The organism is Paenarthrobacter ilicis, assembly GCF_016907545.1.
Lineage (GTDB): Bacteria > Actinomycetota > Actinomycetes > Actinomycetales > Micrococcaceae > Arthrobacter > Arthrobacter ilicis.
Genome location: NZ_JAFBCD010000001.1, coordinates 3,934,124 through 3,954,743, shown reverse-complemented (window position 1 = coordinate 3,954,743; position 20,620 = coordinate 3,934,124). Strand labels below are relative to the sequence as shown.

Sequence of the window (20,620 nt, the reverse complement as noted above, 5' to 3'; positions counted from 1 at the left end):
GGCGGCCATCCCGCTCCGCGTTTAACCCGCAGCACGGGCTATTGCGCCAGCCCGATGACCTATTGCGCCAGCCCGATAACCAGGTTGATGGTGACTGCCAGAATCACGGTGCCGAACAGGTAGGACAGCAGGCTGTGCTTCAGGGCCTCCACGCGGATGCGGTGGTTGCCAAGGTTGGTATCGGACACTTGGTACGTCATTCCCAGGCTGGTGGCAAGGTAGGCAAAATCCGTGTACTGGGGTGGGCGGTCCTGGTTGAAGCTGATCCCGCCCACTTCTCCACCCGCGTCCTCGCCGGGGCTGTAGTACAGCTCTGCGTACCGGAGCGTGAACAGCGTTTGGACCAGCATCCAGGAGAGCGCCACACAGGCCAATGCAAGCGCCCCGGAGCCCAGTTTGTTGCCGCCGCCCTGGGTGTGGGAGTCAACGATGACGGCGGCTGCAGCGGCGATGCTCGCCAGATTGGCCACCAGGATCAGTAGGTCGGTGACGCCCCTGGAAGGGTCCTCCGAGGTCGCGTGCAGTTCTGTTCCTTGGGGATCAAGCCTTCCGATCACCATCCACACCCACACCACATAGACCAAGGCAGCTGTTGCCCACGCGATGGCTGGAGCGCCCACCCAGTTGCCCAGTACACCGGAAAGAACGAACGCCGCTGCCCCGGCGGCCAGCATCACCACAAAGCGAAGCCTGCTCCGACGGGCCCTGAGGGTGCTCATCGCTCGCGTCCATCGGGCGGAGTCATGGCCGCCTCACGCTGCTTGGCCTGCAGGATGCCGTCCCGGACGCCTGAGCGCACCACGAGGTAGAGGCAATAGAGGGCTATCGCCGCGAAAACGATCGTCAGGACCAAAGTGTTCAGAGGTGTGGCATCCATGGGGCCACCCTAGCTCCAAGCCCTTCAGCAAGGCCGAATCCACAAAACAAGGGCAACCGTGTTACTGTCTTTGTCGCTGTCAAGGAGAAAAACGAACACCGACTTCTCCTGATCACTCTGCGCGGGTGGCGGAATGGCAGACGCGCTAGCTTGAGGTGCTAGTCCTCGAAAGGGGGTGGGGGTTCAAGTCCCCCTCCGCGCACAGGGAAACCCCTGGAAGGCTTCGGTCTTCCAGGGGTTTTTTCGTTAACCAGTTTTGTCGTTAACTGTTACGCGCCGGATCGTGGCGCGAACATGATCACACCCACACCGATGATGCAGATGGCAGCGCCGATCACATCCCAGCGATCCGGCCGGAATCCGTCCAGCAGCATGCCCCAGGCCAATGATCCGGCAATGAAGACGCCGCCGTACGCAGCCAGGACGCGGCCAAAGTTCGCATCGGGCTGGAATGCGGCGAAGAAGCCGTAGATTCCCAGCGCAACAACCCCCAGCCCGGCCCACCACCAGGCCTTGCCTTCGCGGACGGCCTGCCAGATCAGCCAGGCTCCGCCGATCTCCGCAACGGCGGCGAGGGCAAAGAGGACGATGGATTTCAGGACTGTCATGGAACCAGTATTCCCCGACGGCCCGTCGCGTTTTCCACATACGCTCCGTGGCCCCTTCACCCCACCCAGCGGGCCGAATAGCTTTGTATGCAGGAGATGCACTAGGATATTGAAGTCTGTGTTACGCCGTCCTGCCGTGTTTTGGTCGGAAAGCGTCAACGCAGCATCGCAAATGAACCTCCTGTTACGGAAATACCGTAACCGCTTAGCCCAAAGGAGGTGGGTTCACATATGCGTCCTTACGAATTGATGGTAATCATCGACCCCGAGGTCGAAGAGCGTACCGTAGAGCAGTCGCTTCAGAAGTTCCTCAATGTCATCACCACCGATGGTGGAACCATCGAAAAGGTAGACATCTGGGGCCGTCGCCGTCTGGCATACGACATCAAGAAGAAGTCCGAAGGTATCTACGCAGTGGTGAACTTCACCGCTGAGCCGGCTACCGCCAAGGAACTTGATCGCCAGCTGTCTCTTAACGAGACGATCATGCGCACCAAGATCATCCGCCCTGAAGACCAGAAGGTTGTTGCTGAGTAATCAGCCCCTTTCAGATCTTTAACCCGCAGGAACGAACAAGGAGGCAGTAGATGGCAGGCGAAACCACTATTACGGTCATTGGTAATCTCACCAATGACCCGGAGCTGCGGTTCACCCCGTCTGGCTCAGCAGTAGCGAACTTCACCATCGCTTCTACTCCCCGGACCTTTGACCGCCAGTCCAATGAATGGAAGGACGGGGAAACCCTGTTCCTTCGCGCATCGGTTTGGCGTGAAGCAGCTGAGAACGTGGCCGAATCCCTCACAAAGGGTATGCGGGTCATCGTTTCCGGCCGGTTGAAGAGCCGTTCCTACGAAACAAAAGAAGGCGAAAAGCGCACCGTAATCGAGCTTGAGGTCGACGAAATCGGCCCCAGCCTCCGTTACGCCAACGCCAAGGTCAACCGTACCCAGCGCTCCGGCGGTGGCCAGGGTGGCTTTGGTGGAGGAAACGCCGGTAACGCCGGCGGCGGCTTTGGAGGCGGCGCTCCTGGTGGAAACCAGGGTGGCGGCAACTCCGGCGGAAACTGGGGCGGCAACAACCAGCCCGCGCAGCAGGATGACCCCTGGGCTACGCCCGGTGTCAGCAATGCAGGCGGCGGTTGGGGCAACGGCCCGGATTCCGAACCTCCCTTCTAAACACCACATAAAAACGTCCGACGCCGGGCGACCCACCCGCAGGTGCCGAACAGGCACCCGGGGTGACAACCGCCGTCGAACACCACCATCCCGTGGATCAATATCCACGGGCTCCATAGAAAAGGAGCTCCACGATGGCTAAGGCTGAACTCCGTAAGCCCAAACCAAAGTCCAACCCCTTGAAGGCCGCTGACATCACCGTCATCGACTACAAGGACGTAGCATTGCTGCGCAAGTTCATCTCCGATCGCGGAAAGATCCGCGCTCGTCGCGTCACTGGCGTTACCGTTCAGGAACAGCGCAAGATCGCCCAGGCAATCAAGAACGCCCGCGAAGTTGCTCTGCTGCCTTACTCCGGCGCTGGCCGCGGCTAAGGAAGGGATTAACTAACATGGCAAAGCTCATTCTGACCCACGAAGTAACCGGTCTCGGTGCTGCTGGCGACGTTGTGGAGGTCAAGGACGGTTACGCACGTAACTTCCTGCTCCCCCGCGGCTTCGCTCTGACCTGGACCAAGGGTGGCGAGAAGCAGGTTGAGACCATCAAGGCTGCCCGCGCCGCTCGTGCGCACGCTTCTGTTGAAGCTGCACAGGCACAGGCTCAGGCTCTGTCCTCCAAGAAGGTCAAGCTCGAGGTGAAGGCCGGCGAGTCCGGTCGTCTCTTCGGCACCGTCAAGCCTGCTGATGTCGCTGCTGCTGTTGAGGCCGCTGGCCTCGGCGCCATCGACAAGCGCAACGTTGAACTGCCGAACCACATCAAGTCTGTCGGTTCGTACACGGCCAACGTTCGCCTGCACGAGGATGTTTCCGCTGTTATCGACCTCGAGGTCGTTGCCAGCAAGTAGTCTCTGACTGCAAAGAAAGCCCCCGCTTCCGGTTATCGGAGGCGGGGGCTTTTCTGTGCCCCCATCCCGGCGGCGAGGGGCTGCGGGGCAGGTCAGGGGGTGTGCAGTTCGGCCATGACGTACTGGTAGCCGGCACGGACCAGTGCTTCCAGCACGTCCCGGTCCACGTCGTCCAGCTTGTTGATGTACACGCAGGCCGTGCTTGTCTTGTGCCTCCCCAGCTGCGGCAACAACGTCTCTGCCTCGGGGTTGCCGGTGATGCCGTAGAGCACCAGGTTGGCCTTGCGGGGTGAAAAGCCCACAGCGGCCGCATCACCCTCCCGGCCACTGGCGTAAGCGTAGTGATAGCTCCCGAAGCCAACAATGGTTGGCCCCCACATGACGGCTTCCTGGCCTGTGGCGTTCCGCATTATCTCCAGCAACTCAAAGCCGTCAGCCCGCCGTTGCGGATCCTCCACCGCGCCTAGGAAGTCCTCCGCGGAAACGGAGGTGGGCTGGGTTTTGTTCTCTGCCATGCCCGTAGTCTTACAGACCGGAAGCGGCGCAGCCAGCGCCCGGTGATAGCCTGCATCAGTGATTCCAGAAGCTCCCCGCAGCCGCCCTTTCAGCCAAGTAGACGTCTTCGCGGACCATCCGTACTACGGGAACCCGCTGGCCGTGGTGGTGGATGCGGAGGGCCTCAGCAGTGGGACCATGCAGCACTTCGCCAACTGGACCAACCTGTCCGAAACAACGTTCCTCCTTCCACCCACAGACCCCGCAGCGGATTATAAAGTCCGTATCTTCACGGGGAGCGAGGAATTTCCGTTTGCCGGCCACCCCACCCTGGGCTCCGCGCACGCGTGGCTGGAGGCTGGGGGAGTACCAAAGAACAGCGGCGTGGTGGTCCAGGAGTGCGGCGCCGGCTTGGTCCGGATCAGGCACGACGGCGGCAGGCTGGCTTTCGCTGCGCCGCCCCTGACGCGGTTCGAACCAGTTGATGCCGGGGTCCTCGCCCAACTGGCGGCAGGGCTACGGCGCTCCGAGGACTCCTTGGTGGACGCATCATGGCTGGTCAACGGCCCTGAATGGATTGGCGTGCTGCTGGAATCGGCAGAGGTGGTGCTGGCCCTGGAACCGGATCTGGCTGCGCTGGGGGATCTCAAGGTGGGTGTGATCGGCCCGCACAGTGAGGGATCCGGCGTCGACTTTGAAGTACGCACCTTTATCCCCGGGGACGCGATGGTGGAGGATCCCGTCACGGGCAGCTTCAACGCCGGGGCGGCCCAATGGTTGATCGGCAGTGGCCGGGCGCCGGAGGAGTACATGGCGGCACAAGGAACGGTGCTGGGGCGGGCCGGCCGCATCCACGTGAGCTCCCGGGATGGGGTGATCTGGGTGGGCGGAGCGTCGGCAACGTGCATCCAGGGCACCGTGGTTCTTTAGCGACCCCTCAAGCCTGCTTGGGCCGGGACAAGGCAACGGTGGCGATGATCCCGGCACTGAAGACAGCTTGGACCAGCATGACGGTCACGGGAACAGCACCCAGATAGAGGGCAAGCAGCAACGGAATCATCGCCAGGATGGTGACGTCCAGCCCGCGCACCAGGGACCCCAATTGAGCGCGGGGAACCGGCCCGAAGGGAGTTTCCACCGGGGGAGCCGTCCAATCGGGTTGGGTCCTGGTGGCTGCACGCAAAGACCCCGCACCCATTGCCGCTCCGGCCAAGGCGCCCACCAGGACCAACCCCGCGTCCGCAGCGCCGAGGATCACCAGGAACGTAGCCAGGACGGCCGTCCAGAGGGCCATGACCATGCAGGGCATCACCAGGCGGCTCACCCTGACCAAGGCCGGGTGCAGGGGCAGCAAAGCATCGACTTCCGGGATCATGGCCGTCTTGCGGGCCACCGTGCCCATGCCGGACGCAGTCGCGCAGCCCGCGATGACAATGACGGCCAACTGGACGAACACCGGAAGTCCGCCGTTCACCAACAAAACGGCCAGCACTCCGACCAGCCACAGGACGGGTGGAAGCAGGGGAGGGCTGAGCCTGAGGAAAGCCACAATGTCAGCCCGGACAAGGGCGCGGAACGGCGTACGGGTGGGCCGCGCGAAGAATGCCGCCGCCCTGCCGCCGTCGGGCCTCTTCCTGCCGGCGTTCAGCGCACGCAGTACCTCATTCGAATCCATCAGAAACAGTGACGCGCCTGCATGTCCCGCCACGGCTCCGCCGCGCATCAGCTCCAGCCCGCCCACCTCGCCCGCGCGCCGGGCCACCAACGCCAGGAGCACGACGGCGGCCATACCGCCCGCGGCTGCCGGCCAGCCGGAAGCCGATGCCAGGGGAAGAACGGACAGCCCCGCAAGGATCAACACTGTGATCGCCCTCCCGGACCGAGCAGGCAAAATACCGAGCTGTTGGGCGGCCGCCAACAGCACCGCGATCATGGCAGAAGCGCCGAAAGTGAGCGTTGCCAGGGCGTGCTCGGCAATGCTGCGATCCACCGAGGTGACCAGGCTGAAGGGGAAGTACCCAATGATCGCGGCGGCCGCGGTCAGCGCAAGATGGCGCAGGAAGGGCGGCAGGACCATCGGCCCCCTGTCCACGGGAAGCGGAAGCCACCACGCGCCCTCCGGACCATTGACCATAAGTGGCCCGAGTTTCCGGGCGAGGTTGGACACGGCCAGTAGGACAACGAACGTCACGGATGTCCAGAGGAACGGCTCCGGCAAGTGGAACCAGGCGCTCCTGATGATGGAATCGGCCTGATCCTGGCGCGCGGCGATCTCATTGCGCAGGGCCAACACGAAGGCGGCGGCAATGGTCAGCGAGACTCCCAGGCCGAGCCCCCAGCTGTACAGGTCAATGAAGCGATCGGCCAAGGAAATTCTGGAACGCCGGTACTGCCGGGCGGATCGGCGCGTGAAGCGCACTATGTCCGTGGCAAGGGTGCGGCTGCCGGGGGCCTGGTCGCTGATAACCATCTCAGGCCCCTGCAATGATCGATGCCCCTTGCTGGGGAGTGAATGCGGCCACTTCCTCATCGATCACCAGGCACGTGGACGCGGTGGCCAGCAGCAACTGCGGATCATGGGTCACCAGAACCACCGCCCCACCCTTTCCGGCGTGTTCGGTGATGCGTTCACCTACGGCACTGCGCATTTGCGGGTCCAGCCGCTGCTCCGGTTCGTCCAGGATCAACAACGACGACGGGCGGATGAGTCCCGCTGCCAGGAGAAGCCTTCGCCTCTGGCCTGAAGAGAGGGCATCTGGAATCGCATGGGCCCTGCCCAGCAGGCCAAAGAATTCCAGCTCCCGTTCCACCCGTTCTTCGGGTTGATCCAAGGAATGGCCGCGGGCGATCAGGAGCAGGTGCTCCCGGGCTGTCAGGGACGGGAAAAAGAGGTCTTCGTCAAAGACGGCGGAGACTTCCCGGCGGAAGCCGATGGCGTCGGGGTCGATTAATAGTCCGTGAACTTTTACCTCGCCGGCCAAGGGGGATTGCCGCCCGGCGATGGTCCGGGCCACAGTGGATTTGCCGGCTCCGTTGACTCCAACGATCCCCAGGACTTCTCCGGCATTCACCACTGCGCTGACGTCGCCGCAGACCGGCGCGCCGGCGTATCCAACGCTCAGACCAGCAATGTCAAGAACTGTCCCCATGCTGCAACCCTACCGTCGGGCGCAGCTACAACACGGAGCGGGCTTCCAGGTCCTCCATGGCCCAGCCGAGGATTTTCAGGTCGAAGGGATCACGTTCCTGGATCCCGAAGAGGTAGGCGTCAAAGTCCCAGGGCCTGGCGTTTCCACCGTTGGCCCAGTACCAGGTCCACAAGTCTTCAATGGCGATGTCGTGCTCCAGGACCATTGTCCTGGCAGTCTCCCGAGAGTCTTCCATGAACGTCCCCCCACTGCTGACGCAGCTCCGGCCGCATCAGGCTGATTGGCTTCGGTCCCGTTTCCTAAGACCCAATTTCATGCTTGCACGATCCGCGTCCCACCGGAACCCCCTGGAATTTGTGAATACTATGGGAGCTTCGAGGGAATGCCGTCTGTAAGGGACCTCGCAATGAATCAGGAGAGCGTCATGGATTCTGCCCGGACCTTTGAGTCGATCGTTATCATCTTCAACCCCAACAGCACGGGGGATGCGCCGGAGTTGGCGCAGCAGTTGCATGACAAGTTGAAGAGCCTCCTTAGCTATAACCCGGAAATCGTTCTGCAGCCCACCGAGCACGCCGGGCACGCCGTGGACCTGGCCAGGGAGGCCGCTGCCAAGGGTGGCGACGTCCTGGTGGTTTCGGTGAGCGGAGATGGCGGTTACAACGAGGTTGTGAACGGCGTGATGCAGGCAGGAAACCCCAAGGCCGTTTGTGCAGTGCGGGCCGCCGGCAACGCCAATGACCACAGCCGGATCATGGCCACCAAGCCTCTGGAAGAGGCCATTGCCGAAGGGCACGTCCACTCCATTGATCTTTTGCGGATCCACGCCGGCCAGCAGGAGGGTGGGGCCGCTGAGTATGCCCACTCCTACATTGGTTTTGGGCTCACGCCTGTGGTTGCTACTGAGTTGGAGAAGGGCGGCAAAGGTGCTTTGACGGAGATGGTGACGGTGATTCAGACGTTCTCCAAGTTTGAGCCATTCGGTATCCGCCTCCCCGATGGCAAGAAGCACAAGTTCGACAGCCTGGTCTTCGCAAACATCCCTGAGATGGCCAAATATGCCACCTTGAGCGACGCTGAGCCCATTCCCAATGACGGCAAGTTCGAGGTGATCATCTTCCCCCACATGCCCAAATGGCGGGTGCTGCTGACGGCATTGCGTGCCACCACTCAAGGCCTGGGGGAGCAGCCTAGCGTCAGCCGTTACGAGTTCACCACGCTGAAACCGTTGCCCTACCAAATGGATGGTGAGGTTAAAGCGGTGGAGGCAAATGTCACCGTCACGGTGGAGAGCGCCCCGTCCGCGTTGGCCACTATCGGCTAGGAGCCATGTCCGGCACTGTTGTGGCGATCATCAGGGTTCTCTAAATTGGTGAGCATGGATGGTGAAGGTTGGGCAGAAGACTTCGAGCAACTGGTGGACATCATTGCGGGCACGGAAGATGTCCACGCCTTTCTGGAAGGACTCACCGGTTTCGCTGCAGCCATGATGACCAGGGCGTGCAACGCCCACATTGAATGCGCGGTGACCCTGCGCCGCCGCAAGCGCACAGCCACTATTGGTGGCAGCAGCAGCCGGGCCGTCACCCTGGACCGCATTGAGCAGTCTTTGGGCTCGGGGCCGTGCGTGGACGCCTTGGATGCCGGCATGCCGGTTCTTCTTGGCGATGTTGATTCGGATCCGCGGTGGCCCGAATACCAGCGTGCCCTTGACGCGGCGAACATCAAGAGCGCGTTGGGCGTGCCCATGGATCTTGGGGAAGATTCAGCAGCTGTGCTCAACTTTTTTGCCCCGGCGCCCGGACTCTTCACTGAACGTACCGTGGCCGATGCCGTGCTCTTTGTAGCGATGGCCAGCAAGGCCATGCGCTTGGCCATCAGGATCGCTGCGGCGGATCAGCGCGGCGATGACCTGAAGGCTGCAATGACCAACAGGACGGTCATCGACCTGGCGTGCGGCATGATCATGGCGCAAAACCGGTGCTCGCATGAGGAGGCCTTTGATGTCCTTCGCAGGGCCTCCAGTGACCGGAACCAAAAGCTCCATGCAGTGGCACAAGATGTGGTTAACCGGGTTTCCGGGAAACCTGGTGTAGCGGCGCATTTCGACGACTGACGTGGTCAGCCTTGGGCGCACGCTGCCGTGACAAAGTCGTAGATGCTGCTGCGGAGCTCCGTCGACGCCGCGATCTTGAGCAGCCCTTGGTGATCACCAACCTTGATGTGCAAAGGAATCAAGGTGCCTACTTTGTCTTCTGCCACAGCGTGCGGATCGCAACGGGCGGGCCGTATCCCCAACGGCACCCCAAGGGGCGCCTGTCCTTGCTTGACCTCCAGGTTCCGCGGCCAGGGGTGGGTTGTCGCTTCGGCCAGCAAGGTGGTGCCATCGATGCTTTCCACCGTCAGCGACCTGGCCGACCCGCCGTCGTCGTTGGGCTTGATAAGGAGGCGTACGACGGCGGTGGCTCCGTCCGCGGCCACCTCCAGTGAGGGGGCAAGGGCAAAGCCCGCGACGGCGGCGGCATCAGTTGCGAGGCACAGCTCGCCGGCGTTCCGGGTCAGGACGCCGAAGGGATCGGTGGCGTCCACCGTTTCATCGGCGGGCTTTTCAGCGCCCGGTGTCGTGTTGCCGGTGAAGGTAACTGTGGCGGTGGGAGTGGAAGCCGACGACGTGTCGCAGCGCGCGGCGGGCAGAGGCGCGGGGAGGCTCTTTGGTTGTCCGGGTGGCAGTTCCAGGTCTCCGGACGCGGCAGCCCACTGGATACTGTCTTCGAACAGTGGGGAGCTCAGCCTGATGCCAGCTACGTGGAGCGGTTCCTTGGTGGTGTTGGTGAGTTGGAGCTGGATGGCCTGTTTGCCGTACTGATCCCGTGATTGGTTGACTTCAACGCTCACACCCGGTTCCGGGGCGGAAGGGGCCGGCGCTTGTGGTGCAGGGCTGCAGGCAGACAGCAGTAAGCACGCAGCCACCATGGCTCCGGGACCGGCCGTCAGCTTGCCGCGCATGGTGACAGTGTAGGACGTGCTTTCCGGGAGGGCACCCTTTCCGGGCGGAGGGCTGGCGGCAGAACAGTAAGCATGCTTAGCTTGGGGCGATGAACCAGTCCCAGAGGTGCGCAGAAAGGTTCCGGATGTCTACAGTGACCGACGTATTCGACTCACCCGCAGCCAGCGTCTGGAAAGTCATTGCCGACGGCTGGCTCTACTCGGGGTGGGTAGTGGGTGCCTCCAGGATCCGCGCCGTCGATGATGCCTGGCCGCGCGCCGGAGCAAAACTGCACCATTCAGTAGGAACCTGGCCGTTCCTGATCGATGACAGCAGCAGCGTGACCAGCTCCGAGCCCGGGCGGATGATCGAGCTCCTGGCCCGCGGCTGGCCGATGGGTGAGGCCAAGGTCCTGATCACCCTTGAAGAACTGGGGGAGGGGCGATGCAGGGTGTCCATCGCCGAGGACGCTGTCCGCGGCCCCGGCAAGATGATTCCCAAGGTGCTGCGCGATCCCACCATCGGTATCCGCAACCGGGAAACACTTCGACGCCTGAAATTGATGGCAGCAGGTGGGGCCGGCCGCCTCAGCTGAACGGCGCGCTGGTCACCCAGTCGAAAGCCTGGGCGTTGGAACGCGTGCCTTGGGCCGCTTTGGAGCGGTTGGGCTCGCCCAGCTCTTCCAGAAGCTTTGCGGACAGGGCCACCAGTTCTCCGAGTACCTCCGGAGTCAGCCAACCAGGACGTGTGGCGAAAAGAATGTCCTCGCTGGAGGTGTTTCCGCTGGCCCCGGGTGCGAACGGACATCCGCCCAGCCCGCCCAAAGCTCCGTCCACCATGGAGGCCCCCGCCTGGATGGCCGCCAGCGTGTTGGCTACGCCCAAACCCCAAGTGTCATGGCCGTGGTACACGATGCGGCGTGCAGGGCTTTCCTCCCGCACCCGGGCAATGAGCCGGGAAACCTGGGCTGGAATGGCCTGGCCCAAGGTATCGCAGATGACGATGTCCGCGGTGCCTTCTGCGCGGGGATCGTTCGCTATGGCCAGGACGCGATCTTCCGGTACGTACCCCTCAAAAGGGCAGGTGAAGGACGTGGCGATGCAGAGCTGTATCCGGCCATCCACTGCACGCGCGTACTGCACAGCTTCAGGCAGCACGGCAAGGCTCTGCTCCGTGGTCCGGCCGATGTTGGCCAGGTTGTGGGAGTCCGAAGCGGACAGGCAGTACTGGAAGTTACGGGCTCCGGCTGCTGCTGCCTTGGCTACATGCCCTGGCGTCGCAACCCAGATCCAGCACTTTTCCAGTTCCCCGGGCGTCAGAGCCGCCACCACTTCCAGCGTATTGGCCATGGTGGGCACCAGGTCCGCCCGCGCCATGGAACCGAGCTCGATTGCCGGAACACCAAGGCGCAGCAGCTCCCGGACGGTCTCGATTTTCTGAGCAGTTGGCAGGAGCTTGCCCGTGAGCTGGAGTCCGTCCCGCAGAGTGACATCACGGAGGACGGCGTTGCCGAGCGTGGCGGCAAGGGGGCTCTGGAACCGGTTCATGGACGGACAGCTTCCCCGTGGCCCGTGGCGGCGTCTATTCGGTCATCATCCATACCCAGAAGGCCGCCCAGCACCTCCTGGGTATGTTCGCCGAGGTCCGGTCCCAGATGCCGGATCGGCAGGGAGTGGCCGCCGATCACGGGCACTATGCCGGGGAAGCCGACGTCCTGCAGCATCTCGTGGCCAGTGGAGACATCAAACTTCTGGATCATGTTCCTGGCTTCATATTGGCTGTCACTACTGATGTCCGCCGCCGTGTAGATGGGCCCGGCCGGTACGCCAGCCGCTTCCAAGGCGGCCAATGCGTCAGGTGCCTCAAGGGTGGCGGTCCAGGCTCCGATTGCCTGATCCAGTTCCTCCCGTTTGGCCCACCGCCCTGCGTTGCTCTGCAACTCGGGATCTTCCGCCAAGTCCGGGCGGCCGATGGTCCTCATGTAGCGCTGGAAAATGGAGTCGCCGTTGCCGGCCACCACAATGCTGGAGCCGTCCTTGCAGACATACGCGTTGGACGGAGCAATGCCCTCCATCCGGCCGCCAACACGCTGCCGGTCCACTCCGTATGCCTGATGATCGGGCACAAGGGATTCCATCATGGAGAACATCGCCTCGTGCAGGGCTACGTCAATGACGCGTTCGGTGAGCGGCGCAGCGTCAGCCGCGTCCCGTCGTCGTGATTCACGCTGGTAGAGGCTCATGACCGAACCAAAGGCGGCGTACAAGCCGGCGATTGAATCGCCGATGGACACGCCAACGCGTACCGGCGCCCGGTCCGGGTCGCCCACCAGGTTCCGGAACCCGCCGTAAGCTTCGGCGACGGCGGCAAAGCCGGGCCGCTGGGACAGCGGCCCTGTCTGTCCAAAGGCGGAAATGCGGGTGATGACAAGGTCAGGGTTGACGCCGTTGAGGACCTCGGGGCCAAGACCCCACTTTTCCAGTGTTCCCGGCCGGAAGTTTTCCAGGACAATGTCCGATTTTGCCGCGAGCTCCAACACTGCCTGCCTGCCCGCGTCCGTCCGCAGGTCAAGGACCACCGACTTTTTGTTGCGGTTCAGCGTGCGGTACAGCATGGACGTGGTGCCCTTGTGCAGGCGCCAGTTGCGCAGTTCATCGCCGGTGCCCGGCCTCTCCACCTTGATGACTTCCGCGCCGAAGTCTGCCAGCAGCCTTCCCGCAGTGGGCGCCGCGATGTAGTTGCCCAGCTCAAGGACGCGGACGCCGGCCAGCGGTGCAATGGTGTGGTTGGTCATGGATAACTTTCCGGCGAGTGGGCGGTGGCATTGACGTGTTGTTCTACTCTTAGCATGATCCACAAAGCGCCTAATGGGGGAGTGTTGCAATGGAGCCGGTCACATCAGTCCGCAGACGTTCGTACCGCCTGAAGAAACTGGAAGTGGCTATCCTCCTGGTATTGCTGGTCCTCCTGGCCCTTTCCGCCACCCCGTGGCCATCGGCCTTGCTGATCCGCAGTGTCTTTGAACGCGGCGCACAGGCCACCATCGACGAGATGACCCCGTATGTGCCGGAAACTCCGCTGCAAACCAGGGAAGGCGTGGTGTACAAACCCGGTTCCACTTTTGACGTCTTTTCTCCGGCCGGGACCACAGCTCCCTTGCCCACGGTGGTGTGGATCCACGGCGGTGCCTGGATTTCAGGGGCCCAGCGTGACGTGGAGCCGTACCTCAGGATTCTCGCCGCCGAGGGGTACACCACCATCGGCATGAGCTACCCCATTGCGCCCGAGGCCACGTATCCCACCGCCGTGAGGGACATCAACGACGCCCTTGCATACATCAAGGCGAATGCGGCCGAGCTGAACGTGGACGCCACCCGGATTGTCCTTGCGGGTGATTCCGCGGGTGCCCAGTTGGCCAGCCAGATGACAACCCTCACCGTGAATCCCAGCTATGCCAACCTGATGGGGATTCAACCGGCGCTGCAGAAATCCGATGTGGCCGGCACCATTCTGAATTGCGGTGTGTATGACCTGCGCGCCATGGCGGATCTGAGCGGCATAGTGGAGTGGGGATTCAAAACCTCCCTGTGGGCCTACACCGGCACCAAGGACTGGTCCGCCACGTATGCGGGGGCCACCATGTCCACCATCGACTTTGTGACCTCCGACCTTCCGCCCACCTTCATCACTGGCGGCAACGGGGATGGGCTGACCTGGTTGCAGTCGGTGCCCTACAGCAACCGCCTGAAGGAGTCCGGCGTTCAGGTGACGGAGCTGTTCTGGCCCGCAGACCACGAGCCATCGTTGCCTCACGAGTACCAGTTCCATTTGAACTTTGCCGAGGCTCAGGAGGCGCGGGCCAAGACGCTCGATTTCCTGGCGAAGCATACGGGGCGGGGTTGAGGATTGTTCTCATACTGCGCTCAATGGTTCCAAGTGCAGTGAATGTGCGCAGCTCCGCAGTACCCGCTGCCGCCTCGCGATGGCCAGGCGTCTCAGAGTGCTGAGATAAGGCCGAAGATGAGAGGCAGGGCGACGAACACTGCCAGGAAGATGATGGTGGCGGTTCGTCCTTTGGTGTTGCCGATGTTCAGTGTGAAGCCGGTTCCTGTTCCGGTGCGTTTGGCTACCCAAATGTCCGGATCGTCGGGGTTGTTGTAGAGGAACCCTGCGATCCACAGCTTCTCTTCTTCTTGTTCTGCCGCTGTTGGGGTGATTCCCCGGCGCAGCGCCGTCCTGCGGGACCATCGGGAAGCGGCCGTGAAAGCAACCGGTATAAGGGCGAAGATCAAAGCGGTTGTCATTACCGCTGGCCATAACGGGACATGTTCCGGATTCGTCCATCCTGCGACGCATAGGTAGCCGATCATGATTGCCGTCAGTATCGATGTCCCGCCTAGTGCGGCGATGGTGCCGCGGATCATTCCTTCCCTGCCGTAGAGGCTCCAATCGGTGGCGTCCTTGTTCGGGGGGACCATGGCAGGCACGGCTGCTGAAACCAAAAGAAGCAGAACATTGATTGCTGCGCTGACCATCAGGGGGGAAAACACGGAGCTGAAGGTCTTCGGTGACCAGGCGTCGGGGCGTCCGCCTGCTCCCCAGTGAGACGGAACGCTGCGCGGAAGCGAGTCGTAGACGGTGGCCCCGTAGAGGAAGCAGGCGCCCAGAATCAGGGCTGCGATCAGGTGTAGCAGCCAAATCGGTCCGCGGCCGCGGCGGGGCGGGATTTTATGAGAGACAGTGTTGTGGAAGCGGGTCATTGTTGGCGCAAGCGCTAAGGAGTGTATTCGGGGTAGTACCGCTGGATTTCAGCGGTCGTTGCCCCTATAGCCTTCATCTGCTCGATACTGACGAGCTCACGGACTTCTCCGTCCGTGGAGGCGGTGCTGTTCCATTCGCCGATCGTTTGGTAGCAGAAGTCGTTCGGGTCATTGAGCTTCTTGGTGTTAAAGCACTCTGGATGATCAGCAGGAAGGCGTTTCTCGCCAGTCACTGGTGTGGAGGGGCCGCTGTCGGCTGGGACTGCGTCCACGTGTTCAACTACCTTGGCTGGCTCTACGGAATCGTTGGCGGCCGCGCACGAAGCGATACTTCCCATCCCAACAAGGGACACTGCGACGAGTATCGATAACAGAAGCTTGCTTTTCATGCCCATTTCCCCCAAGGATTCGGCACTGACATCTAAACGACAGACCAGTATGGCATCCATCCCCAACCTGCCAAAATGGGCTTCTCAGGCTCAGCGCAGCACCGGCCACGAGGAGTCAGGCATATTAGGTACGGGAAAGGAGGGAACGATGTGAAGTGGTACCGATACGTGCACAGTGTTTTATTCGTCGTTTCCTTCATCCCGCTCGTCCTCTCCCTCTGGCCTTTCTGGCAAAGCATCATGCTGCCCTTGATCGCCCTGGTTCCCTTTACGATCAATGAGATCGTGATCGATCGCCGCGAGAAAAGGACGCAGGAACGCCTCCCCGGGACCACCTGGCCTACGGCTGGCTGTTCCTCGCGCGAGGTTAGGGACGGTCGTGTTGTTCGTCGGTGAGGGCCTTGGCGATGTCTTCCGGGTTTTTTACGGCTGAGGGTGCTGGGGCGGGATCGAACAGTCCCAGCGAGTAGGTTGCTGCGCTGCAGTCGGCCTGGGGTGCGGAGATGACGTTGTTCAGTCTGAGTCCGCTGGTCTCACTACCGCTGATGACAAGGATGATCCCGACGGACGGGCCTGGTTCCTGAGGAAGGGAACCTGTGTCGGTTTCCCAATTCAGCGTGGTGCAGCCGCGCACCAACGTCCGGTCTTTTCCTCCGGGTTCAACGGAAGTGGGACTAAAAGGTTGGGGGCCCGGAAGGAGATCCGTTCGATCATTTGCCTTGAAATCATTGCGTGCCTGGTTGGAAAGGAAGGAACGCTCCTCGTAAGTGGCTGTTGCAACAAGTTCAGGCATGCGAAAGTCATTTCGATTCCTCGCCACAGCTATGACCTCAAGGGCGGCTCGGGCTGCCTGAACATGAGAATCCAACTCCAAACCCCCTGATGGCTTTCCCTCCGGCCAGTTGACGCGGGGAAACGGGGGCGCAGGCTCATCCTGCGGGGTGCACCCCGTGATCAGTCCCGTCATGAGAGCTAAGCCAATCCCTGCGGCTAATAATAGTGACCCCAGCCCACCGGAGTTTATGCTGCGGGGGATCGGCGAAAGCAGGGTTTCATTTGTTGTCTGCGGCATCGTTTTCGGCCTCATGGAACTTCGCTATTTTGCACGGAGGGGGAGCGGGACGGTACCGGTCCGGGCCACTCGCCGTAGCGGGCATGAAGGTCGGATCCTTTAAGGCTTAGTGACGTCTTGGTGTACTCGAAAGCATTGATATTGATCTTGGAAAGAGCTGTCGCTGTCAGCGCCGGGGTCCGACCTGGGCCGGTAACCCTGAGGGTGACGTAGTCCTTGGGCGAGACCTCGTCCTGGGACCACACGTGAGCTAAAAGGGAGTCCAAAAGCGCGTCTTCACCTCCAACAAACTCCTCGCCGAGCTCCACATTTAATGACAGGTATGGCGTGAACCCGTCGTATGCACGGCCCATGCGGACTTTGACCCCTGGAATACGATTCAGGTCCGCTCCGGCTGCCGTCGTGGTTCGATGAGCTTTTGAATCATTGGGTCCAAACGAGCATCCGGACAATAGCGTTGCCAATAGCAACACCACCGCAATCACGGCTTTGGGATGCTTGAGGGTGGCCATCTGAGCCTTACCTCGGAATGGATGCCCATCGATCTTCCGCGCGGTTCCCGCCGCTTTAAAGCCAGATTCACTCATAGCGCTGTCAAGAGTTCTTTTCGTGCGGGTCGATGTCTGCCCGACCAGCGCCTTCGATGTATTGGGAGTCTGTGACATCTGAAGGTTCAGGTGCTGGGTTGAACAACGCCACGGGCACGTCCGACGTGGCACAGTCATCATTTAGGTTTGGTTGGCCCACCGTGGCTGTGATCCGCATCTGACCATCGGAGAGGCGCTCCATGCGGAACGATGTCCCGTAGGCGTGTGAGGCTGCTGGAACGGTTCCTTCTCTGGACCCCCACTCTGAAGCAAGACAACCAAAAACCTCGGCGCGGTTTTCGTCACCACGGAAATTGCTTTCGACTTTGAGCGGGAGGAACGGCCGCGGCCCCGGATAAATCTCGACATGCTTGTTCTGCCGAACAAACTCAAGAGTACTTTTGTACGTCCGGCTGCGTAGATCTCTGCCGGTAGTGCGAACCAGCTCAGGGATGGAGAAGTCTGTGACATTCCGCGCGACAGCCTGGGCCTCCAAAGACCTCCGCGCAGCCGCGACCCAGAGGTTGCTTTCAAGCTCATTTGTGGGTGGGTGGTCGCGCCATTGAACTTCTGGATACGCAGGAGCGGGTCTTTTCTGGAACCTGCCAAGCTGACACCCCGTGAGCCCTGTCGCGGTGATGGCCGTCAAAACAACAACGCTCACGAAAGAGCCGAAGCCCCGGCCCCATGAACCCACTCCCGTCCTACGCATGAATGCTCTCCCCCAATATGGAATCCTGACTTCCCCCGAACCCCAACCCTAGGTTGTGCGCATGACATACGCGATGGGCACAACACCCCACCAAGGAAGCACCCGCACCTATGGTGCTTCGATTTGCTGCCTCCAAGAAGAATTCCAAGGAGGAACGGTCAGAGCCTTCGTCAGATTCGACTGACGGCCTCCGTTACACAGCACCGATCACCAAAGAGTTGGCGTTAACGGATTCCAGGTCGAGGGTGGTCATGGTGTGCCGGTTCCCGATGGGGTCGCGGGACCGGGGCCGACAAGCTGGGTCCTTAGGCGGACGGGGATGCCGTTAGTGGCGAATTCGTTGTCCATGGCTTCTTGCGCTGTGGCGAACCTCTTGTCTGGATCGTTCTTGACCGCGAAGCCTTGGAACTCCCAGTTGTGAACGCTGGTCCACACTTGACCGAAGTCAGTCAGATACCGGCCGTTGGCCTGGAGCGTGGCTATGTTGTACCAAGCGTTGCCGCCGTCGAGACCGATGGCTCTGATGCCCTCATCTGAGATGGCATAAGCGAGCCAGCCTTCGGCGCAGCCTAGGACGGTGTAGTACTGCTGTTCATTGACCGGGATGGGCTTGATCGCCCGGACTTGGTCGTTCCGCCGGATATCGATGTTGGCTGGGGTGCATGCGCCAGCAGCTGGGCCGGCGGGCGCGTTGGTTTGCGGTGCCGTGGTTGGCGCCGGTGGGGTGCTGGCCGTGGTTGGGGTGGGCGGAGCACTCCACACCGGGGTTTCGGTGGGCGTGGTTGTTGGTGTGGGGCTGGCCGTCGCGGACGGAGTAACCGTGGGCGAGGAGGTGGGCGTTGGAGTGGGGGTGGCCGTGACAGTGGGGGTGTCGGTAGTGGCTGGTGCCGGGGCCGATTGTGGGGCCAGGTTATCTGCGACAACGATTGCGCCGACTACTGCTGCGGCGGCCACGACAACGCCCGCCGTTGCCGTCCAACCGGTCCGCCTGGATTTGCGCTCAGCCATGGAAATGACGTTGGGATCGTCGGAGAAGACATGGGACCGGCCCGGCAGGACACCGGGGGTGGTGCGGGGTTCGGGGACTTGGGGTTTGGCGTTTTTCATGAGTTGTTCGATGCGGTCCATGGTTAGACTTCCCGTTCTGTCATGAGGTGTTGTGGTGCGGCTTTCGCAAAGGCTTTACGGGCCCGGTGGAGCCTGACCGCGGCAGCGGATGGCGTACATCCAAGGCTTTCCGCCAGTTCCGCGGTGGTGAGGTCATCCCAGTAGGAGAGCATCAGGATTTCCCGGTCGCGGTCCTTGAGTTTGGACAGGATTTCCGCCACGCTGGCTTGCTGTTCATCGTCGCTGGTGGCGGCGGCCTGGAGTCGGGCTTCTTCCGACAGACGTTGCAGGAGCTGATCGCGGCGGCTCCGGCCTTTGTACTCATTGCCAATCACATTCCTGGCTGTAGCTATCAGCCATCCGACGCCGGGTGGCTCGGGCGGTTGTTTCTCCCACACGATCCGGAAAACGTCATTGGCGAGTTCCTCGGCCCGTTCGCGATCGTTGATCCGGTACGCGATGTACTGGTAGATGCGGCTGAAGTGTTCAGCGTGAAGAGCAGTCAGTTCCTGCTCTCTGGTAGCCAACATCTTTGTTCTGTTCCCCCGGGCTGGTGCGATGTGATGTGTCAACCACTTAGTGTCCCGGGAATCGGCGTTTCTTACACAACCGGAGAAAAAGTTTCGGTTTCTGTTCCGGTTGCCTCCGGGAAGACAGAGATACCCGGCAAACTCCCCCAATGAGCGTGCCGGGTATCTGTGTTCCAGGTGTCAGGCAGCGTAGCGAAGACTCGTCAGAAGTGCCCGAAGCTTGACGTATTGATCGGTTTTCATCCACGCCGCGGCGGTTTCAGGCGTCATGGACGCGTCGATCTGGGCTACAGCGGTAGCCAGCCCATTCGGCATGATCATGAAGCTGTTCACGGAGGTGCTGTCGGGACCTTCTGTCATGAAGTAATCAGCCACAACCCCCATGTAGTAGCGGACGGGAAACTCAGGGAAGGGATAGTCATCCCTCACGAACGCGAAGTGTGAGGCCCCATCACGGCTGTCGAAAGCGCTGAGTTTCTGGGAGTCGAGGATGGTGCGGTTGACCGGCCCACTTACAAGCCCACCAGTACCCCCGCTGGTGATGTGAGCAACTTTGACACCGGTTTCGTCAAAGATATTGGCGGCCAACGAGTTCTCCCTGCCACCGGGATTATCGGCATTTTCGTTGTAGTCGTCCTGCTCGATCTGTGCGCTCCAGCCCGCCGGTAGATCAAACGAAATGTGCCCGTCAGGGAAGGTGTACGTGCCAGTCACCGGATCACCAAGTGAGGTGTGAGGTGTGGAAGGAAGCACCGGGGAAACCGGAACAACTTCCGGCGCGAGTGGCGTGGTGTGCGGAAGGGCCGCGGTGGCAGTTGTCTGCGGAACGGCGACCGGTACGGTCGCCACTGCTGGCATCGTGCCCGCATCCTGCCGTGGATACGTGCCCTCATGGGCGGGCGAAGGTACCGCCGGCTGGATGGGAGCACCTGTTTCCTCGGCGGAACTGGACTCAAGCGTTGGCAGTACCCGCGTCGGCTCGGCCACCTTGGCTGGGGGCTGGGTCCTGGCTTCTGCTGCTTGGGTGATGGAAGAACTGGCCGGCGGCGTTGGGGGTGTGCAGGCTGAGAGTGTCAGTGCCAACGCAAGCGATGCGAGAGTCGCGGTCTTGGCGTAGCCGGATCGGTGATACTTCATTGGTCTGGGTCCTTCCCCCATGGAGTGACTGAGCAGATCGGCCTGCTCATACATGTTGTTTCCACGAAGGGACGAATAGTTACAGCCCACAAAGAATCTTTGCCTCGGGCGAGCTGGTCAGAAGGGCTTCGCTCGACACGGCCCCGGACTACCGAGGTTTCCGCCTTTCAAGCTGGCCATACCCACAATGGA

Annotated in this window: 26 protein-coding genes and 1 tRNA gene; 10 read left to right on the top strand and 17 right to left on the bottom strand. The window is 61.6% G+C overall.

The features are described from left to right. Positions 1 to 59 precede the first annotated feature (59 nt). Positions 60 to 719, bottom strand: coding sequence for a DUF1345 domain-containing protein (locus tag JOE60_RS18155; RefSeq protein ID WP_239528910.1), 660 nt, complete (start codon positions 717 to 719; stop codon positions 60 to 62). After that, positions 716 to 877 (bottom strand): hypothetical protein, encoded by a 162-nt coding sequence (locus JOE60_RS18150; RefSeq protein WP_167268087.1) that lies wholly within the window; start codon positions 875 to 877, stop codon positions 716 to 718. Before JOE60_RS18150 ends, JOE60_RS18155 begins: the two co-directional genes overlap by 4 nt. Positions 878 to 996: 119 nt before the next feature. Between JOE60_RS18150 and JOE60_RS18145 the strand changes: the two genes are divergently transcribed. Further along, positions 997 to 1,079 (top strand) — tRNA-Leu (locus tag JOE60_RS18145). A 67-nt stretch (positions 1,080 to 1,146) separates the two neighbouring features. Here JOE60_RS18145 and JOE60_RS18140 read toward each other — a convergent pair. Then, entirely contained in the window at positions 1,147 to 1,485 is a 339-nt protein-coding gene (locus JOE60_RS18140; RefSeq protein WP_167268086.1) for a YnfA family protein, read from the bottom strand. A 231-nt stretch (positions 1,486 to 1,716) separates the two neighbouring features. Between JOE60_RS18140 and rpsF the strand changes: the two genes are divergently transcribed. The 4 genes from rpsF (at position 1,717) to rplI (ending at position 3,504) form a co-directional block, all read left to right on the top strand. Beyond that, positions 1,717 to 2,022, top strand: coding sequence for a 30S ribosomal protein S6 (gene rpsF, locus JOE60_RS18135; RefSeq protein WP_167268085.1), 306 nt, complete (start codon positions 1,717 to 1,719; stop codon positions 2,020 to 2,022). A gap of 50 nt (positions 2,023 to 2,072) precedes the next feature. Further along, on the top strand, positions 2,073 to 2,660 hold the full coding sequence (locus JOE60_RS18130) for a single-stranded DNA-binding protein (protein ID WP_167268084.1): 588 nt from the start codon (positions 2,073 to 2,075) through the stop codon (positions 2,658 to 2,660). A 134-nt stretch (positions 2,661 to 2,794) separates the two neighbouring features. Next, positions 2,795 to 3,034, top strand: a complete 240-nt coding sequence (gene rpsR / locus JOE60_RS18125; protein ID WP_003800144.1) for a 30S ribosomal protein S18 — start codon at positions 2,795 to 2,797, stop codon at positions 3,032 to 3,034. 17 nt (positions 3,035 to 3,051) lie between these two features. Next, complete coding sequence (rplI, locus tag JOE60_RS18120) at positions 3,052 to 3,504, top strand: 50S ribosomal protein L9 (protein WP_142937339.1); 453 nt, start codon at positions 3,052 to 3,054, stop codon at positions 3,502 to 3,504. Positions 3,505 to 3,596: 92 nt separating this feature from the next. Here rplI and JOE60_RS18115 read toward each other — a convergent pair whose 3' ends face one another. Further along, positions 3,597 to 4,019, bottom strand: coding sequence for a DUF1801 domain-containing protein (locus JOE60_RS18115; protein ID WP_167268081.1), 423 nt, complete (start codon positions 4,017 to 4,019; stop codon positions 3,597 to 3,599). Positions 4,020 to 4,077: 58 nt separating this feature from the next. Between JOE60_RS18115 and JOE60_RS18110 the strand changes: the two genes are divergently transcribed. Continuing rightward, the gene (locus tag JOE60_RS18110; protein WP_167268079.1) at positions 4,078 to 4,929 is read left to right on the top strand and encodes a PhzF family phenazine biosynthesis isomerase; all 852 of its coding nucleotides are present in this window, start codon (positions 4,078 to 4,080) and stop codon (positions 4,927 to 4,929) included. Positions 4,930 to 4,936: 7 nt separating this feature from the next. On the opposite strand, the gene JOE60_RS18105 is transcribed toward JOE60_RS18110, so the two are convergent. From JOE60_RS18105 to JOE60_RS18095, 3 genes are read right to left on the bottom strand one after another with little or no spacing between them, the layout of a single operon-like run. Next, a complete protein-coding gene (locus JOE60_RS18105; RefSeq protein ID WP_167268077.1) occupies positions 4,937 to 6,469 on the bottom strand; it encodes a DUF6297 family protein in 1,533 nt (510 codons plus the stop codon). A 1-nt stretch (position 6,470) separates the two neighbouring features. Continuing rightward, complete coding sequence (locus tag JOE60_RS18100) at positions 6,471 to 7,148, bottom strand: ABC transporter ATP-binding protein (protein WP_167268075.1); 678 nt, start codon at positions 7,146 to 7,148, stop codon at positions 6,471 to 6,473. Between the two features lie 25 nt (positions 7,149 to 7,173). Then, a complete protein-coding gene (locus JOE60_RS18095; protein ID WP_167268073.1) occupies positions 7,174 to 7,383 on the bottom strand; it encodes a hypothetical protein in 210 nt (69 codons plus the stop codon). 189 nt (positions 7,384 to 7,572) lie between these two features. Here JOE60_RS18095 and JOE60_RS18090 point away from each other — a divergent pair, with 189 nt between their 5' ends. Together JOE60_RS18090 and JOE60_RS18085 are read left to right on the top strand one after the other, a co-directional pair. Continuing rightward, the gene (locus tag JOE60_RS18090; protein WP_167268423.1) at positions 7,573 to 8,472 is read left to right on the top strand and encodes a diacylglycerol/lipid kinase family protein; all 900 of its coding nucleotides are present in this window, start codon (positions 7,573 to 7,575) and stop codon (positions 8,470 to 8,472) included. Between the two features lie 54 nt (positions 8,473 to 8,526). Then, positions 8,527 to 9,264: a GAF and ANTAR domain-containing protein gene (locus tag JOE60_RS18085; protein ID WP_167268071.1), complete on the top strand. Its 738-nt coding sequence runs from the start codon at positions 8,527 to 8,529 to the stop codon at positions 9,262 to 9,264. A gap of 5 nt (positions 9,265 to 9,269) precedes the next feature. Here JOE60_RS18085 and JOE60_RS18080 read toward each other — a convergent pair whose 3' ends face one another. Then, positions 9,270 to 10,154, bottom strand: a complete 885-nt coding sequence (locus tag JOE60_RS18080; RefSeq protein ID WP_239528908.1) for a hypothetical protein — start codon at positions 10,152 to 10,154, stop codon at positions 9,270 to 9,272. 125 nt (positions 10,155 to 10,279) lie between these two features. Here JOE60_RS18080 and JOE60_RS18075 point away from each other — a divergent pair, with 125 nt between their 5' ends. Then, the gene (locus tag JOE60_RS18075) at positions 10,280 to 10,729 is read left to right on the top strand and encodes an SRPBCC family protein (protein WP_167268069.1); all 450 of its coding nucleotides are present in this window, start codon (positions 10,280 to 10,282) and stop codon (positions 10,727 to 10,729) included. On the opposite strand, the gene JOE60_RS18070 is transcribed toward JOE60_RS18075, so the two are convergent. Together JOE60_RS18070 and JOE60_RS18065 are read right to left on the bottom strand one after the other, a co-directional pair. Continuing rightward, the gene (locus tag JOE60_RS18070) at positions 10,722 to 11,681 is read right to left on the bottom strand and encodes a beta/alpha barrel domain-containing protein (protein ID WP_167268067.1); all 960 of its coding nucleotides are present in this window, start codon (positions 11,679 to 11,681) and stop codon (positions 10,722 to 10,724) included. The genes JOE60_RS18075 and JOE60_RS18070 overlap by 8 nt on opposite strands. Beyond that, positions 11,678 to 12,928, bottom strand: coding sequence for a CaiB/BaiF CoA transferase family protein (locus JOE60_RS18065; protein ID WP_167268065.1), 1,251 nt, complete (start codon positions 12,926 to 12,928; stop codon positions 11,678 to 11,680). Before JOE60_RS18065 ends, JOE60_RS18070 begins: the two co-directional genes overlap by 4 nt. A 143-nt stretch (positions 12,929 to 13,071) precedes the next feature. On the opposite strand from JOE60_RS18065, the gene JOE60_RS18060 reads away from it, so the two are divergent. Then, positions 13,072 to 14,037, top strand: coding sequence for an alpha/beta hydrolase (locus JOE60_RS18060; RefSeq protein WP_338112586.1), 966 nt, complete (start codon positions 13,072 to 13,074; stop codon positions 14,035 to 14,037). A gap of 92 nt (positions 14,038 to 14,129) precedes the next feature. Here JOE60_RS18060 and JOE60_RS18055 read toward each other — a convergent pair whose 3' ends face one another. From JOE60_RS18055 to JOE60_RS18025, 7 genes are all read right to left on the bottom strand, one after another. Then, positions 14,130 to 14,894, bottom strand: coding sequence for a DUF1648 domain-containing protein (locus JOE60_RS18055; RefSeq protein WP_167268061.1), 765 nt, complete (start codon positions 14,892 to 14,894; stop codon positions 14,130 to 14,132). A 14-nt stretch (positions 14,895 to 14,908) separates the two neighbouring features. Further along, a complete protein-coding gene (locus JOE60_RS18050) occupies positions 14,909 to 15,283 on the bottom strand; it encodes a hypothetical protein (protein WP_167268059.1) in 375 nt (124 codons plus the stop codon). A gap of 367 nt (positions 15,284 to 15,650) precedes the next feature. After that, positions 15,651 to 16,076 (bottom strand): hypothetical protein, encoded by a 426-nt coding sequence (locus JOE60_RS18045; protein WP_167268057.1) that lies wholly within the window; start codon positions 16,074 to 16,076, stop codon positions 15,651 to 15,653. A gap of 290 nt (positions 16,077 to 16,366) precedes the next feature. After that, positions 16,367 to 16,867 (bottom strand): hypothetical protein, encoded by a 501-nt coding sequence (locus JOE60_RS18040; protein ID WP_204814967.1) that lies wholly within the window; start codon positions 16,865 to 16,867, stop codon positions 16,367 to 16,369. A 1,036-nt stretch (positions 16,868 to 17,903) separates the two neighbouring features. Next, positions 17,904 to 18,782 (bottom strand): hypothetical protein, encoded by an 879-nt coding sequence (locus JOE60_RS18035; protein WP_167268053.1) that lies wholly within the window; start codon positions 18,780 to 18,782, stop codon positions 17,904 to 17,906. 2 nt (positions 18,783 to 18,784) lie between these two features. Further along, on the bottom strand, positions 18,785 to 19,291 hold the full coding sequence (locus JOE60_RS18030; protein ID WP_167268051.1) for an RNA polymerase sigma factor: 507 nt from the start codon (positions 19,289 to 19,291) through the stop codon (positions 18,785 to 18,787). 180 nt (positions 19,292 to 19,471) lie between these two features. After that, positions 19,472 to 20,428 carry a hypothetical protein gene (locus tag JOE60_RS18025; RefSeq protein ID WP_167268049.1) on the bottom strand — a complete coding sequence of 319 codons (957 nt, stop codon included), beginning with the start codon at positions 20,426 to 20,428 and terminating at the stop codon, positions 19,472 to 19,474. Positions 20,429 to 20,620: the final 192 nt, after the last annotated feature.

Excerpts from the sequence above, each read along its gene's own strand:
- JOE60_RS18070 (WP_167268067.1), bottom strand. The coding sequence starts at position 11,681 with ATGAACCGGTTCCAGAGCCCCCTTGCCGCCACGCTCGGCAACGCCGTC.
- JOE60_RS18080 (WP_239528908.1), bottom strand. The coding sequence starts at position 10,154 with ATGCGCGGCAAGCTGACGGCCGGTCCCGGAGCCATGGTGGCTGCGTGC.
- JOE60_RS18055 (WP_167268061.1), bottom strand. The coding sequence starts at position 14,894 with ATGACCCGCTTCCACAACACTGTCTCTCATAAAATCCCGCCCCGCCGC.
- JOE60_RS18085 (WP_167268071.1), top strand. The coding sequence starts at position 8,527 with ATGGATGGTGAAGGTTGGGCAGAAGACTTCGAGCAACTGGTGGACATC.
- JOE60_RS18105 (WP_167268077.1), bottom strand. The coding sequence starts at position 6,469 with ATGGTTATCAGCGACCAGGCCCCCGGCAGCCGCACCCTTGCCACGGAC.
- JOE60_RS18050 (WP_167268059.1), bottom strand. The coding sequence starts at position 15,283 with ATGAAAAGCAAGCTTCTGTTATCGATACTCGTCGCAGTGTCCCTTGTT.
- JOE60_RS18045 (WP_167268057.1), bottom strand. The coding sequence starts at position 16,076 with ATGCCTGAACTTGTTGCAACAGCCACTTACGAGGAGCGTTCCTTCCTT.
- JOE60_RS18155 (WP_239528910.1), bottom strand. The coding sequence starts at position 719 with ATGAGCACCCTCAGGGCCCGTCGGAGCAGGCTTCGCTTTGTGGTGATG.
- rpsF (WP_167268085.1), top strand. The coding sequence starts at position 1,717 with ATGCGTCCTTACGAATTGATGGTAATCATCGACCCCGAGGTCGAAGAG.
- JOE60_RS18035 (WP_167268053.1), bottom strand. The coding sequence starts at position 18,782 with ATGGACCGCATCGAACAACTCATGAAAAACGCCAAACCCCAAGTCCCC.
- rplI (WP_142937339.1), top strand. The coding sequence starts at position 3,052 with ATGGCAAAGCTCATTCTGACCCACGAAGTAACCGGTCTCGGTGCTGCT.
- JOE60_RS18150 (WP_167268087.1), bottom strand. The coding sequence starts at position 877 with ATGGATGCCACACCTCTGAACACTTTGGTCCTGACGATCGTTTTCGCG.
- JOE60_RS18140 (WP_167268086.1), bottom strand. The coding sequence starts at position 1,485 with ATGACAGTCCTGAAATCCATCGTCCTCTTTGCCCTCGCCGCCGTTGCG.
- rpsR (WP_003800144.1), top strand. The coding sequence starts at position 2,795 with ATGGCTAAGGCTGAACTCCGTAAGCCCAAACCAAAGTCCAACCCCTTG.
- JOE60_RS18095 (WP_167268073.1), bottom strand. The coding sequence starts at position 7,383 with ATGGAAGACTCTCGGGAGACTGCCAGGACAATGGTCCTGGAGCACGAC.
- JOE60_RS18040 (WP_204814967.1), bottom strand. The coding sequence starts at position 16,867 with ATGGCCACCCTCAAGCATCCCAAAGCCGTGATTGCGGTGGTGTTGCTA.
- JOE60_RS18090 (WP_167268423.1), top strand. The coding sequence starts at position 7,573 with ATGGATTCTGCCCGGACCTTTGAGTCGATCGTTATCATCTTCAACCCC.
- JOE60_RS18130 (WP_167268084.1), top strand. The coding sequence starts at position 2,073 with ATGGCAGGCGAAACCACTATTACGGTCATTGGTAATCTCACCAATGAC.
- JOE60_RS18025 (WP_167268049.1), bottom strand. The coding sequence starts at position 20,428 with ATGAAGTATCACCGATCCGGCTACGCCAAGACCGCGACTCTCGCATCG.
- JOE60_RS18030 (WP_167268051.1), bottom strand. The coding sequence starts at position 19,291 with ATGTTGGCTACCAGAGAGCAGGAACTGACTGCTCTTCACGCTGAACAC.
- JOE60_RS18100 (WP_167268075.1), bottom strand. The coding sequence starts at position 7,148 with ATGGGGACAGTTCTTGACATTGCTGGTCTGAGCGTTGGATACGCCGGC.
- JOE60_RS18075 (WP_167268069.1), top strand. The coding sequence starts at position 10,280 with ATGTCTACAGTGACCGACGTATTCGACTCACCCGCAGCCAGCGTCTGG.
- JOE60_RS18065 (WP_167268065.1), bottom strand. The coding sequence starts at position 12,928 with ATGACCAACCACACCATTGCACCGCTGGCCGGCGTCCGCGTCCTTGAG.
- JOE60_RS18115 (WP_167268081.1), bottom strand. The coding sequence starts at position 4,019 with ATGGCAGAGAACAAAACCCAGCCCACCTCCGTTTCCGCGGAGGACTTC.